General features: G+C 71.8%; 12 protein-coding genes and 1 tRNA gene. 9 read left to right on the plus strand and 4 right to left on the minus strand.

The features are described 5' to 3' along the window. Nucleotides 1-3 precede the first annotated feature (3 nt). The 4 genes from ACFYXS_RS30980 (at nucleotide 4) to ACFYXS_RS30995 (ending at nucleotide 4,555) form a co-directional block, all read left to right on the plus strand. Entirely contained in the window at nucleotides 4-1,575 is a 1,572-nt protein-coding gene (locus ACFYXS_RS30980) for a NuoM family protein (RefSeq protein WP_389254162.1), read from the plus strand. Further along, complete coding sequence (locus tag ACFYXS_RS30985; protein WP_389254164.1) at nucleotides 1,575-3,089, plus strand: NADH-quinone oxidoreductase subunit N; 1,515 nt, start codon at nucleotides 1,575-1,577, stop codon at nucleotides 3,087-3,089. The genes ACFYXS_RS30980 and ACFYXS_RS30985 overlap by 1 nt, the downstream gene beginning before the upstream one ends. A 161-nt stretch (nucleotides 3,090-3,250) precedes the next feature. Next, nucleotides 3,251-4,111, plus strand: a complete 861-nt coding sequence (gene htpX, locus ACFYXS_RS30990; protein ID WP_389254384.1) for a zinc metalloprotease HtpX — start codon at nucleotides 3,251-3,253, stop codon at nucleotides 4,109-4,111. 57 nt (nucleotides 4,112-4,168) lie between these two features. Then, nucleotides 4,169-4,555: a YccF domain-containing protein gene (locus ACFYXS_RS30995; protein ID WP_389254166.1), complete on the plus strand. Its 387-nt coding sequence runs from the start codon at nucleotides 4,169-4,171 to the stop codon at nucleotides 4,553-4,555. A gap of 30 nt (nucleotides 4,556-4,585) precedes the next feature. On the opposite strand, the gene ACFYXS_RS31000 is transcribed toward ACFYXS_RS30995, so the two are convergent. From ACFYXS_RS31000 to ACFYXS_RS31015, 4 genes are all read right to left on the minus strand, one after another. Beyond that, nucleotides 4,586-5,968: an FAD-binding oxidoreductase gene (locus tag ACFYXS_RS31000; RefSeq protein WP_389254168.1), complete on the minus strand. Its 1,383-nt coding sequence runs from the start codon at nucleotides 5,966-5,968 to the stop codon at nucleotides 4,586-4,588. Between the two features lie 86 nt (nucleotides 5,969-6,054). Then, nucleotides 6,055-6,507 carry a flavodoxin family protein gene (locus tag ACFYXS_RS31005; protein WP_389254170.1) on the minus strand — a complete coding sequence of 151 codons (453 nt, stop codon included), beginning with the start codon at nucleotides 6,505-6,507 and terminating at the stop codon, nucleotides 6,055-6,057. A 1-nt stretch (nucleotide 6,508) separates the two neighbouring features. Continuing rightward, a complete protein-coding gene (locus tag ACFYXS_RS31010; protein WP_389254172.1) occupies nucleotides 6,509-7,828 on the minus strand; it encodes a radical SAM protein in 1,320 nt (439 codons plus the stop codon). Nucleotides 7,829-8,080: 252 nt separating this feature from the next. Then, nucleotides 8,081-8,569 (minus strand): YajQ family cyclic di-GMP-binding protein, encoded by a 489-nt coding sequence (locus tag ACFYXS_RS31015; protein WP_389254174.1) that lies wholly within the window; start codon nucleotides 8,567-8,569, stop codon nucleotides 8,081-8,083. A 187-nt stretch (nucleotides 8,570-8,756) separates the two neighbouring features. Between ACFYXS_RS31015 and ACFYXS_RS31020 the strand changes: the two genes are divergently transcribed. The 5 genes from ACFYXS_RS31020 (at nucleotide 8,757) to ACFYXS_RS31040 (ending at nucleotide 13,645) form a co-directional block, all read left to right on the plus strand. Then, nucleotides 8,757-8,838: transfer RNA gene (locus ACFYXS_RS31020), tRNA-Tyr, on the plus strand. A gap of 181 nt (nucleotides 8,839-9,019) precedes the next feature. Beyond that, nucleotides 9,020-10,051 carry a hypothetical protein gene (locus ACFYXS_RS31025; protein ID WP_389254176.1) on the plus strand — a complete coding sequence of 344 codons (1,032 nt, stop codon included), beginning with the start codon at nucleotides 9,020-9,022 and terminating at the stop codon, nucleotides 10,049-10,051. Nucleotides 10,052-10,201: 150 nt separating this feature from the next. Further along, a complete protein-coding gene (locus tag ACFYXS_RS31030; RefSeq protein WP_389254178.1) occupies nucleotides 10,202-10,555 on the plus strand; it encodes a VOC family protein in 354 nt (117 codons plus the stop codon). A 110-nt stretch (nucleotides 10,556-10,665) separates the two neighbouring features. Next, the gene (locus ACFYXS_RS31035; RefSeq protein WP_389254180.1) at nucleotides 10,666-11,583 is read left to right on the plus strand and encodes a hypothetical protein; all 918 of its coding nucleotides are present in this window, start codon (nucleotides 10,666-10,668) and stop codon (nucleotides 11,581-11,583) included. A gap of 79 nt (nucleotides 11,584-11,662) precedes the next feature. Then, the gene (locus ACFYXS_RS31040; RefSeq protein WP_389254182.1) at nucleotides 11,663-13,645 is read left to right on the plus strand and encodes a S9 family peptidase; all 1,983 of its coding nucleotides are present in this window, start codon (nucleotides 11,663-11,665) and stop codon (nucleotides 13,643-13,645) included. The last annotated feature ends 5 nt before the right edge of the window (nucleotides 13,646-13,650 follow it).

Below are 13,650 nucleotides of genomic sequence, written 5' to 3' on the forward strand. Positions count from 1 at the left end.
GCAGTGAACGACACCGTCCTCCAGTACGTCCTCGCGGCCGTCGTCGTCCTGCCGCTGCTCGGTGCCGCCGGCGCCCTGCTGCCGCCCCCGCCCGGCCTCAAGGGCAGGACCCCCGACCAGGCGCTCCTGCGCCACGGCGTGATCGTCACCGGTGCGGTGTTCGCCCTCACCGTCGTGCTGGCCGCCGGGTTCGACCACGGCCGGCCGGCGACGATGCAGGCGACCACCGACATCAACTGGATCCCGGCGCTCGGCATCCACCTCCACCTCGGTGTCGACGGCATCAGCCTCCCCCTCCTCGTCCTGACCGCGCTGCTGACCTTCCTCTGCGCGATCTACAGCTACTTCAAGATGCCCGCGGGCCCGTCCCCGAAGGCGTTCGTCGCGCTCCTGCTCCTTCTGGAGTCGGGCACGCTGGCGACGTTCGCCGTGCTCGACCTGGTGCTCTTCTTCCTGGCCTTCGAGACCGTCCTGATCCCGATGTACTTCCTCATCGCCCACTGGGGCGGCGAGAACCGGGACAAATCCGCCCTCCGCTTCATCCTCTACACACTGCTCGGTTCCGTGGTCATGCTGCTCGGCCTGCTCCTCATCGGGGTGAAGGCCGGCACGTTCGACATGGTGGCACTCGCCACTGACAGTGGCCCCGGAGCCGCTCTCAGTCACTCCACGCAACTGATCGCCGTCCTCGCCATCGGCATCGGCCTCGCCGTGAAGGCCCCGATGTGGCCGCTGCACAGCTGGCTCCCCGACGCCCACACCGCGGCCCCCACCGTCGGTTCGGTGCTGCTCGCCGGCGTCCTGCTGAAGATGGGCACGTACGGCTTCGTGCGGATCCTGCTGCCGATCGCCCCCGACGGCATGCGGACCTTCGCGCCCTATCTGGCCGCCTTCGCCGTCGTCGGGATCATCTACGGATCGCTGGCATGCCTGGCGCTCGCCCGCAGCGGCTCCGGCGGGGACCTCAAGCGCCTGATCGCCTACAGCTCCGTCGGTCACATGGGCTTCGTCCTGCTGGGCATCGCCACCCTGACCCCGACCGGCGTCAACGGCGCGCTCTTCGCCAACATCGCCCACGGCCTGATCACCGGCCTGCTCTTCTTCCTGGTCGGCGCCCTGAAGGACCGCTACGGCACCACCGACCTGGACGGCCTCGCCGGCCGGACCGGCGCGGCGCTCTACGGCCGCGCCCCGCGCATGGGCGCCCTGCTCGCCTTCGCCGCCGTCGCCTCCCTCGGCCTGCCGGGCCTGGCGGGCTTCTGGGGCGAGATGCTGGCCATGTTCGGCTCCTTCAAGCCCGCCGCCGGCCTGGACCGGGGCGCGTACCTCACGTTCACCGCGATCGCCGCGTTCGGCACCCTGCTCACCGCCGCGTACCTCCTGGTCGTCGTGCGCCGGGTCTGCATGGGCGACCGCGACACCGTCACCGGAGCCCCGGCCCTCGCCGATGTCCGGGGCTACGAGTTCGCCGCCTGGACCCCGCTGGTCGCGCTCACCGTCCTGGCCGGCCTGTGGCCCGCCGTCCTGCTCGGCCTGACCGACCCGGCCGTGCGCTCCCTGCTCGGAGGCAGCTGATGAGCCCCCTCGCCACCTCCGTCATCCAGTCGGTCGACTGGGCGGCGATCGCGCCGCCCGCCATCGTCGCGGCGGCCGCGCTGGTCGTGCTCGTCACCGACCTGTTCCTGCCCGAGGGCCGCAAGCAGGCGCTCGCCTGGATCACCGTAGGCGGCCTGGTCCTGGCCGGGCTCGGCCTGCTGCCGCTGCTGGACGGCGACCGCACCACCTTCTGCCTTGTCGGCAGCCCCGGCGAGTGCTCCTACGTCGCCGACCACTTCACCCTGGTCGTGCAGCTCCTGGTGCTGGCCGGGGCGCTGGTCGCCGCGCTGCTCTCGGTCCACCTGACGGACCGGATGCCGGCCGGCGAGTTCTGGTTCCTGCTGCTGTCCTCGGCCGCCGGTGCCGCCCTGCTGCCCGCCTCCCGCGACCTGGCGACCCTGGTCATCGCGCTGGAGGTCACCACACTGCCCTCCTTCGCGCTCGTGGGCCTGCGCCGCGGCGACCGCCTGTCGGGCGAGGCGGCCCTGAAGTTCTTCCTCACCTCCGTCGCCGCGACCGCGGTCACCCTGCTGGGGGTCAGCTTTGTCTACGCCGCCACCGGCACCCTCCACCTGACCGCCATCGCCCGGGGCCTGGACGCGGTCGATCCGCGCCTGGACACCCTCGCCGCCGCGGGCGCCGCCCTGACCGTCGTCGGGTTCGCCTTCAAGCTCGCGGTGGCCCCCTTCCACTTCTGGGTGCCCGACACCTACACCGGCGCCCCGCTGCCCGTCGCCGGTTATCTGTCGGTCGTCGGCAAGGCGGCCGGTTTCTCCGGGCTCATCCTGGTGACGGTCGTCGCCTTCGAGCCGTACGCGCACGTGTGGGGCCCCGTCGTCGCGGTCCTGGCCGCGCTCACCATGACCGTCGGCAATGTCGCCGCCCTGCGGCAGCGCCCGGGCCAGTCGCGCAGCGCGGTGCGGCTGCTGGCGTGGTCCTCCATCGGCCAGGCGGGCTACCTCCTGGTGCCGATCGCCGCCGCCGCGTACACCGACCCCCAGCGCCAGGTCGGCATCACCTTGGCGTACGCACTGATGTACGGCGCCGTGAACCTCGGTGCCTTCGGTGTCGCCGCCCTCGTCGGCCGCACCGCCCCCGGCAACCGGCTCACCGACTACCGCGGCCTCTACGCCCGCCACCCGTTCGCGGCGCTCGCCATGGCCTTCTTCCTGCTGTGCCTGGCCGGCCTGCCGCCGGGCGTCATCGGCCTCTTCGCCAAGGTCGCCGTCTTCTCCTCGGCGGTCGACGCCGGCCTGGGCTGGCTGGCCGCCGTCACGGCCGTCAACGTCGTCATCGCCCTGGTGTACTACCTGCGCTGGACGGCCCTGCTCTTCAGCCGCGCCGAGGCCCCGGCCGCCGACCCGGCGGCCGCCGAGCGCACCCGCACCCCCGCCCCCCTGATGGCCGCCATCGCGCTCACCGCCGTCATCGGGGTCGCCCTGTCGGGCGCACCGCAGCTCGTCCTGCGCTTCGCGTCGAGCACGCTGCTCTGAGCACGCCTCCCCGAGCACGCCTCCCCGAGCACGCCTCTCCGAGCACCCTGTGAAAAGCGCACAAGGGAACTAACGTCCCCCCGGTGGCGTTGGCCCTTACAGGAGGTTCTCCTAGGAAAACGGAGAAAACGTCTTCCTGCTGCACATCTTGGAGGGTGACCGTGCACCGCCGGCACAACGGGCTGAAGACCGCCGCGCTCCTCGGCGGACTGTCGGCACTCATCCTGGTCATCGGCAGTTTCTTCGGCCGCACGGGACTGATCGTCGCGCTTGTCATCGCGCTCGGCACCAATGCGTACGCCTACTGGAACAGCGACAAGCTCGCCCTGCGGGCGATGCGTGCGCGACCGGTGAGCGAGTTCGAGGCCCCGGCCCTGTACCGGATGGTCCGCGAGCTCTCCACCGCCGCCCGGCAGCCGATGCCGCGGCTCTACATCTCCCCGACCGAGGCCCCCAACGCCTTCGCCACCGGCCGCAACCCGCGCAACGCCGCGGTGTGCTGCACCGAGGGCATCCTGCGCATCCTGGACGAGCGCGAGCTGCGCGGCGTCATCGGCCACGAGCTCAGCCACGTCTACAACCGCGACATCCTCATCTCCTCGGTCGCCGGCGCCCTGGCCTCCGTCGTGATGTTCCTGGTCAACTTCGCCTGGCTGATCCCCATCGGCCGCTCCGACGACGACGAGGGCCCCGGCCTGCTCGGCATGCTGATGATGATGATCCTGGGCCCGCTGGCCGCGTCCCTCATCCAGCTCGCCGTCAGCCGCTCCCGCGAGTACGAGGCCGACGCCTCAGGCGCCCGCCTCACCGGCGACCCGCTCGCCCTGGCCTCCGCCCTGCGCAAGCTGGACGCGGGCACCAAGCGTCTGCCGCTGCCGCCCGAGCCGCGGCTGGAGACCACCAGCCACCTGATGATCGCCAACCCGTTCCGCCCCGGCGACGCGTCCAAGCTCTTCTCGACCCACCCGCCGATGGCCGAGCGCATCGCCCGGCTGGAGGAGATGGCCGGTCACCGCCGCTGAGTGCCGGTCACCGTTCCCGCGCGGGCCCCGCCCGCGCTCCCGTGGGAGGCTGACAGCATGAAGACGATCAACCTCATCCTCAATGTCGTGTGGCTGATCATCTGGGGGCTGTGGATGGCCATCGGCTACGCCCTGCTCGGGCTGCTGATGTTCATCTTCATCGTCACCATTCCGTGGGGCATCGCCTCGCTGCGGATCGCCAACTACGTCCTGTGGCCGTTCGGCCGCACCACGGTGGAGCGCCCGGACGCGGGTGTCGCCTCGACCGTCGGCAACATCATCTGGCTGATCTTCGCGGGCATCTGGCTCGCCATCGGCCACGTGATCGCCGGCATCGGCTTCTGCCTGACGATCATCGGCATCCCCTTCGGCATCGCCAACTTCAAGATGGTGCCGATCTCCCTGGTGCCGCTCGGCCGGGAGATCGTCCCCGTCGAGGAGTGAGGCGCGGCGGTCCGGGCCGGGGGAGGGGGCTCAGCCGGGCTCGATGTTGTGGTTGAGCCGGAAGACGTTGTCCGGGTCGTACTCCGTCTTCACCCGGGCGAGGCGGCTCAGATTGTGCGCGCCGAACCCGGCGATGACCCGCCCCGCGCCCTCGTCGCCGATGAAGTTGAGGTAGACGGCGCCGATGGACCACGGCTTCACGTCCTCGCGCACGTCGTGGGCCCACTGCCGCCCCCGCCCGTCGTCCGCGGGACTCTCCCACAGCCCGAAGGGGTGGGCGACCCAGGCGGCACGGCGCCAGGGCAGCGGGTAGTCGTCCGGGCCTTGCGTCATGGCGCCGCCGCAGGGGAAGAGGACCTGCTGCGAGGGGGAGGGGACGACCATCGCCCGGGACCGGGCGCAGAAGCGCTCCACGGCCTCGTCCGGCAGCGACTCCAGGTACTCGGCCGACCAGTGGTTGCGGTAGCCCGCGGGGGCGTCGAACATGCCCTGCAACTCCGCGTACGGCAGTTCCGCGATCATGCTGCCCTCGGGGGAGAGGGCCAGCAGCGGCGCGATCAGCTCCCGCGCCGGCTCCTCCTGGCCGATGAACGTCGCCAGGGTGGCCGCCGCCATGGTGCCCACCATGTGCGGCGGGACGAAGTCCTCCGGCGGGGCCGTCACATAGAGCATGGCACCGCCGACCTCGGGCGGCGCCGACTCCATGAAGTCCCGGTAGGTACGCACCAGTTCGGGCCCAGCTTCCGGCGGCCACAGCAGCAGGGCCGCGGTCATCCGCGGCACAGGGTGCAGCCGCAGCGTCAGCGAGGTGACGACGCCGAAGTTCCCGCCGCCGCCATGCAGCGCCCAGAACAACTCGGGGTTCTCGTCCTCCGCGGCGTGCACCATGGTGCCGTCCGCGGTGATCAGCTCGGCCTCCGCCATGCTGTCGCAGGCCAGCCCGAACCCGCGCTCCAGCCACCCCGAACCGCCGCCCAGGGCGAAGCCGCACACCCCGGTCGTCGACACCCGGCCTCCGGTGGTGGCCAGGTCGTACGGCTGCGCCGCGCGGTCCAGGTGACTCATCAGGGCGCCGCCGCCGACCCGCGCCGTACGCGCCCGGGGATCGACCACCACCGCGTGCATCCGCCGCAGGTCGACCACGAGACCACCGTCGGTCAGGGACGTCCCCGCGACGCTGTGCCCGCCGCCGCGCACGGCGATCTCCAGCTCGCGCTCGCGTGCGAAGCCGACCGCCGACGCCACGTCCCCGGCCGACGCGCAGAGCGCGACGACCGCCGGACGCCGGTCGATCATCGCGTTGAAGACGGTGCGGTTCTCCTCGTACGCCGGATCGCCCGGAGCGACGACCTCGCCGTCGAAGCCGGAACGCAGCGCATCCAGTGCCGTGTCGTCGAGGACCCGGGGTGCCATCGCGTGCCCCTCTCTCCTCCTCCACGGTAGGACGGGGCCCAGGCGGCAGCACGTCGGGCCGAGGGCCCCGGCGTCCCGCGAAGTCCCTAGGAGGACAGCCCGGCCGCCAGGGTGGCCCCCAGCTCCCAGCAGGCCTCCAGGTCGCCCTTGGAGGGCTCGCCGGTGACCGTGACCTCGGCGGCCGCCTGCTCCCAGCCCAGGCCCGTGGTGATCGACCGGATCCCGCGCACGGTCCCCGTCAGGTCGCTCCCGCCGTGCACCCAGTAGCCGAACGGGCGGCCGCGGGTGGCGTCCAGGCACGGGTAGTAGACCTGGTCGAAGAAGTGCTTGAGCGCCCCCGACATGTAGCCCAGGTTCGCGGTCGTGCCGAGCAGGTAGCCGTCCGCCGCCAGCACGTCGGAGGCGGTCGCGGACAGCGCCGGCCGCCGTACGACGTCCACGCCCTCGATCTCGTCCGCCGTCGCGCCCGAGACCACCGCCTCGAACATCGCCTGCAGATTGGGCGAGGGCGTGTGATGGACGATCAGGAGCGTGGCCACCTCAGCCGACCGGGGTCGCGGCGGCGGGGATGCTGTCCATGAAGGAGCTGACGGAGAACACCGCGTTGCCGGGGCCGGCCGGACCGTACCCGGGCGGCGAGGACAGGCCGAACTCCTCCAGCGTCGCGCGGTACACGTCCAGCAGCCGGATGTGGTACTCCAGCGGCGCGCCCTCGGGGTTGGCCTTGCCGAGCGGCGTCGTCGGCTCCGGGCACCAGGTGGTGAAGCGCGGCGTGATGCCCCGCGACATGAAGTAGCGCAGGCCCTCGGCGGTGGAGTCGATCGCCTCGCCGACACTGGTGAAGCCGAACGGCTCGGCCATCTCCACGCCCGCCACGAAGTTCGGGATCACATTGCGCGGGCCGAAGATCTCGGCGGAGTCCAGGATGCGGCGGTGCCACTCGTCGCGGCCCACGTGCTGCTCCTTGCCGGGGCAGTACAGCTCGAACAGCCGGCGGTCCCACACCTCGTAGTTGGGGTGGTAGATCTGCACGCCGTAGTCCTTGAAGCGCTGCACGTCCTCCTTGGGCAGCGCCTGGGCGACGACCTTGCCGATCCAGCGGCCGGGGAAGCGCTCCTCGATGGCCTTGGCGTAGTGCCCGTAGAAGTCGGCCTCGTCGCGGCCCGCCACCTTGCTGGTGATGGCCCCGCCGGTGAGGGTGTACGCGGTGGAGGTCTTCGCCGTGTCGTACTTGTCGATGATCTCCAGCGCCTCCAGCACCTCCTCGACCGGCTTCACGCCCGTGTAGGGCCGGCCGGCCGCCTTGTGCTGGCGCCAGTTGTGGTTGATGTCGCAGTACTGGCACTCGGACTTGGCGCCGAAGTACTGGCAGACGCGGAAGACCGTCAGGTAGATGAGGTAGCCCCACTGGATCGTCGGCGCGACCTCCATCACCGACTTCCCGTTCTCCAGGGTGTGCCGGTAGTAGTCCGGCATCGGCGGCAGGCCCACGTCCGCGATGCGCACCCCGTCCAGGTACAGCCCGAGCACCCCGCGGCCACCGGCCTGCACGCGGTAAGGCGAGGACGGGTTGACGCGGACCGACACCACGGTGCGGCGCAGGTCGTACGGGCCGCCGGTGAGCACGATCTCCTCGGGCGGGCGGTTCAGCGCGGCGGCACCCAGCTCCGGCAGCGTGCGGTGGTCGAAGGAGAAGATGAAGTACGACTTCGGCTTCACGTCGCCGTCGTCGCCACCGCTGAGCGCGGAATCGTCGAACGCGATCCCGCCGCGCAACAGGTCCTCCTTGATGACCGCTTCGCGTGGCACGTGCGGGAAGCGGCCCATCAGGTCTTCCACCACAGCGGTGCGGTTCTGCATTGCCCGGCTCCATCCTCGAGACGACTGCCCGGGTCCCACGTGGAGGGTGGGCCCGAGGAGACCTTCAACGAACGACCCTACGCATGCCGGGGCGGTTCCCGATGTCGGCCCCTCCCGTTCACCTCGGGCCGCGTACGCGGAGGAACCCACCCGAATGCACCCGTGCCGGCGCCCCGGCGACCCCGCGGACCTGTCGGCCTACGACAAAGGTCCCGGCCGCCTCCTCCGGCCGGGACCTCGGCGTGCCCGCGGTCAGCGGTAGTTCACGAACTGCAGGGCGAAGTCCAGGTCCTTGCCCTTGAGCAGCGCGATGACCTCCTGCAGGTCGTCCCGGCTCTTCGAGCTCACCCGCAGCTCGTCGCCCTGCCCCTGCGCCTTGATGCCCTTGGGCCCCTCGTCGCGGATGATCTTGGCGACCTTCTTCGCGTTGTCCTGGGAGATGCCCTCCTCGATCGACGCGAAGATCTTGTACTCCTTGCCGGACAGCTGGGGCTCGCCCGTGTCCAGCGCCTTCAGCGAGATCCCGCGCTTGACCAGCTTCGTCTCGAAGACGTCGAGGATCGCCTTGACCCGCTCCTCCGAGTTGGCCTGCATCACGATCTTGTCCCCGGACCACGCGATCGAAGCGCCGACGTTCTTGAAGTCGTAGCGCTGCGAGATCTCCTTCGCGGCCTGGTTGAGGGCGTTGTCGACCTCCTGCCGCTCGACCTTCGAGACGATGTCGAAACTGGAGTCGGCCATCTTCTGTTGGCTCCTTGGCTCTGATCCGTCAGGTCCGCGACCCACCACCGGGCCGCTCCCGCAAGCCTAGCCATCCGACCCGCCGGAGGCGCTGATCAATAGGGTGGCGGAGCACCCCCGGGCATCGGGTATTGTTTACGACGTCGCCACGGGGACCACGCACAACGGTCCCTGGAGACACTTCCCAGGCGGTGTGCCCGAGTGGCCAATGGGAGCGGACTGTAAATCCGTCGGCTTAGCCTACCCAGGTTCGAATCCTGGCGCCGCCACAGTGGAAACACAGCCCCTGAGCTGCGGAAACGCGGCGCGGGGGCTGTTCTGTTTGCTCCGGCGGGTGGCGTGCGCGGGGCGGCTGCCGGAGGGCACCGGGCCGCGTTCGCCGGCGACATGCACGGACGTGGCGGGAGGGTGCTGGACCGCCGCGTCGGGCGCCTGTCTAAGGTCGCCCGCATGACGAGGACCACGCCGCCGCGCCCGCTGGATGTCGAGGCTCTGTTCCCGGGGCTCGGGGCGCACCGGGGCACGACGACCCGGCTTCACCCGCGGCGGGGCGAGCCGGAGGTGTCGGGGAGTTCCGTGGGCGGGCCGATGTTGTGGCCGGCGGACGAGCCGTGGCCCGTGTGTACCGAGGCCCACGGCCGTGGGCGCGGCCGGCGCCCCGCGGACATCCACCGGGAGCGGCAGGTCCTGGCCACCGCGTGGGCCCGCGCGGCAACTCCGGGGCCGACGGACGAGGAACGCGGTCTCGTGGACGAGCTGCGCCGCCCGCACCGGATCCCCGGGGCCTCCGAGACCGACGCGCTGCCGCTGATCGGTCTCGCGCAGCTGTACCGGCGGGACGTGCCCGACCTCACCGGCGGCCCGGACGACTGCGACCTGCTCCAGGTGTTCTGGTGCCCCTTCGACGCACACGGCCCGGGACGACACGGCATGCTGCTCGACCTGCGCTGGCGCAGGTCGGCCGAGGTCGGGAAGGTGCTCGCGGTGCCACCGCAGCCGCAGGTTGTCGGCTTCGACGGGTATGTACCCGAGCCCTGTGTCCTGCACCCGGAACAGGTGGTCACCTACCCCTTCGCCGGGCTCCTCCCCGAGGAACTGTGCACCCGGATCGATGCCTGGGAGGAGGCCTGGGAGGAGGAAGCCGAGGAGTCCGACCCCGAAGAAGGCGCCGACCTGGTGGCCTATCAGTACGACCTGTCCATCCCACCCGGCTGGCGCGTCGGGGGGTTCGCCTCCTGGCACGTCACCGACCCCTCCCCGATGGACTGCCCGACCTGTGCGACGCCGATGGAGCTCCTGCTGACCGTCGACAGCTCCGAGTGGGACGGCGGCAGTGCCAGTTGGAAACCGCTCGAAGAGCGGGCTCTCCCCCCGCATCCGTTCGCCACACCCACCAAGGTCCGCGTGGGCCGGGACGGTGAGCTCAATGTCTTCGAGTGCCCCGCCGATCCCGAACACCCGCACGGCTGGGACCTGCAGTAGGACGGGCTTCTGACGTCCGCGAGGTGGTGCGGCCCGAACCCGATGCGAAACCCCGGTTCGAATCCGGGCGATGACCACCCCGGACCCGCGCCTGCCGGGTGAGGCCCACGTGCATGGTGTTCGGGGTCCGGGCGGGTCTAACCTCGGCGGATGGCTTTGGAATGGGAACAGGTCGTTGTCCACTCGGAGGATCCGGCGGCCCTCGGGCAGTGGTGGGCCGAGGCCCTCGGCTGGGTCGTGGTCCACTCGTCCGACGATGAGTTCGAGATCCGCCCGGAGCCCGATCGCCTGCCCGGGTTGGATTTCGTCCGGCTCGCCGAGAGCAAGAAGGCCAAGAGCCGGCTGCATCTCGACTTCAGGCCCGATGACCAGGACGCCGAGGTGGCCCGCCTCGAGGCCCACGGCGCGAAGCGGGTCGACATCGGTCAGGGCGACCAGTCGTGGGTGGTCATGGCGGACCCGGAGGGCAATGAGTTCTGCGTCCTCGGTCAGCGGCGGCAGTAGGGCTCGACAGTGGAGTGAATGAAGGGGATCGGTCCGCGGGGCGGGTACGGTGACGTTCCGGTCCCGCGAGCCGTGAGGTCTCCGTATGACGCCGATCCGTTCGAGCAGCCGTGACTGACGCGGCCTCACGCGCGGAGGAGCGGGTAGCGCGCGTACGGGACGACCCGGCCGGACGGTACGCACTGGCAGAGGAGTTCTACCGGCAGGCCTCAGGGCCCCGGCGCCGGTACGGGCATGCCGAGCTGAGCTTCATGCGCTGGTCGCTCGGCCGCGGCGTGCTCGCGCCGGAAACCGCCGAGCGGCCCGGCAGTCCCTGGTGGCGGGCCGTCAACGAACGTCTCCTGCGGGACAAGACCGAGGCCCATCTGCTGTGCGCCGGGAAGCCGGCCGCGGCCGGGGCGCGCAGCGTGGAGTTCTGGACGGACTTCATCCGCGCACCCGCCCCCGGCCGCTGGTACCGCGCGCACAACGCCAGCATCGTCGCGGGCTACCTGGAGCACGAGGATCTGGCCGCCGCCGAGTCGCGGGTGGAGCGGTTCATGATGAACGTCGCGCTGCTGCGCGTCCTGTTCACCCACGCGATGCTGGTGCGGCCGCGACTCGCGCTCGGCCGGGCGGCCGCCTTCGGGCCGCTGCTGGCCGACCCGCGGCACCGGGCCGTCCGGATGTTCCTCGACCTCGGCCGGTCCTTCCCGCCCGACTACCCGGTGACCACGCCGGTCGACGAGACCGTCCTCGACGAGCACGCCCTCGCCCGCATGCTCGACTACGGCCTGATCGTCCCGCGGCTGCCCGCGCTCTACGCGTTCTCGGCCGAGTCGCTGGACCAGCCACGGCTGACGGACCTGCTGGACGACGGTGTTCCGGCCTACGTGTGGCCACGCACGGAGCGGCGGACCTGGTACATCGGCAACACGGGCCCCCACCTGCGGGTGATCGCCCGCGCCAGTGGCGCGCGCCTGTCCTGGGAACCGTCGCCCCTGGCCCCCGCGCGCCGCCGCGAGTCGCCCGGCCGGCGGAACCGCTGACAGGGCCGTGGCCCGAACGTTATGAAGGTCGTCTGCAGTCGGGCTGTCGCGGACGGATGGGGTTGTTGAGGTGACCGAGGTGACCGAGGTGACCGGGTTGACCGAGATGGGTTCGACATGGCTGGCCGAGTCGATCGTGGACAGCGTCGCGCCACGGTTCCCGGTGGTCTCGCCGGACGGCCGCGCGGTCGCCTACGCGGCGAGCACGATCAGCGTCAGGGAGCGCCCGGCCAGCACCCTGTGGCTGGCCGCCGCCGACGGGAGCGCGCCGTCCCGACGGCTGATCGACGGGCCGGGCCGGTACGGCGCACCGCGATGGGCGCCGGACTCGGCGTCGCTGTTCTTCACCGCGGCCGGCCAGTTGCACCGGATACCGGTCGAGGGCGGGGAGGCGGAGGCCCTGACGTCCTGGCAGAGCGGCATCGCGGGCCAGTTGCCGCTGGCCGACGGCCGTACGGTCGCCGTGATCGCGGAGGACGAGCCGGACGCGGAGGCCGAACGCCGGGAGGCCGAGGGGGACGACGCCGAGGTGTGGGGCGAGCGGATGCCCTTCGCACGTCTGCGGCTGCTCGATCTCGGCAGTGGTGAACTGCGCCTGGTGGCCGGGCTGGGCGACCGGCACGTCGTACAGATGGCGCAGCGCCCGGACGGCGGCCCGCTGGCGGTCGTCAGCTGGTCGAGCCCGGACATCGATCCGGGGTTGTCCGAGGTCGAGTTGCACGTGGTGGACCCGGTGACGGGGGCGGTGCACGACCTGGGCCCCGCCGGGCTGGACGCGCGCTCGCCGGCCTGGTGGACCGCCGACGACGGCTGGCACCTGGCCTATCTGACGACCACCCCTCCCGGCACCGTGGGCGGCCGGGCGGTCCTGGACGTCGCCGTTCCGGAGGCCGGCTCCGCCGGGGAGCACCGCAATCTGACGGCGGACATGGCCGTCTGCCCGACCGAACTGGTGCAGGCCGCCGACGGCCCGCCCTTGGCGCTGTTCGCCGACGGCCTCGACACCGCGCTGTTCCGGCTGGACCCCCGCGACCGGCGGTTCCGCCGGGTGTCCGGCAGGCAGGGCATCGTCCACGCGCTCAGCGTGAGCGCGTCCGGTGGGACGATCGCCGTGCTGGCGGGCACTGCGCACGAGCCGAAGGACGTGCACGCCGGGTCTCCCGGAGGCGTGCTGGCCCGGGTCAGCGACACCAGGCCGCAGCTGCGCGACATCGTGTGGGGGAGTCAGGAACGGCTGTCCTACAAGGCGTCCGACGGCCTGGCCCTGGACGGACTGCTGCTCCTGCCGCCCGGCCGGAGCCGCGCGGACGGCCCGTTCCCGCTCATCACGATCGTGCACGGCGGCCCGTACGCGCGCTACGCCGACGAGTTCCAGTTCCACATCGACCTGCCTCCGGGGCAGTGGTTCGCGGCCGCCGGGTACGCCGTCCTCCTGCCCAACCCGCGCGGCGGCGAGGGCCACGGCCACCCCTTCGCGGCGACGGCGGCGGGGGCGGCCGGCGGCGCCGAGTGGACCGACATCACCGAGGGGATCGACCTGCTGGTCACGGAAGGCGTCGCCGACCCGGACCGGCTCGGGATCGCCGGCTGGAGCCACGGCGGATACATGGCGGCGTGGGCCGTGGGGCAGACCGACCGCTTCAAGGCGGCAGTGATGGGCGCCGGGATCAGCGACTGGGGCATGCTGGCCGCGACCGGCGAATGGGGACCCGCCAACGAGGCCGGCGTCAGCGGCAGCGTCGGCTGGGAGGGCCCCGGCCCGCACCCGCACGACCGGGTCAGCCCGATCTCGTTCGCGTCCAGGATCCGCACCCCGGTGCTCATCCTGCACGGGGAGAACGACACCAATGTGCCCATCGGCCAGGCCGTCCTCTTCCACCGCGCACTGCGGCACTTCGGCGTCGAGCACGAATTCGTCACCTACCCGCGTGAGGGCCACATGATCGGCGAACGCGCCCACCTGCTCGACCTGCTCCGGCGCACCCGGGCGTGGTTCGACCGCCTGCTCGGCAGCCCCGGCCAGGACGAACGGCCGGTGGACGGGGACGGTCGACGGGCCTGACCGGG

Origin of the sequence: Streptomyces sp. NPDC002574 (assembly GCF_042889545.1) — a bacterium.
In the GTDB taxonomy this organism is placed as follows: domain Bacteria; phylum Actinomycetota; class Actinomycetes; order Streptomycetales; family Streptomycetaceae; genus Actinacidiphila.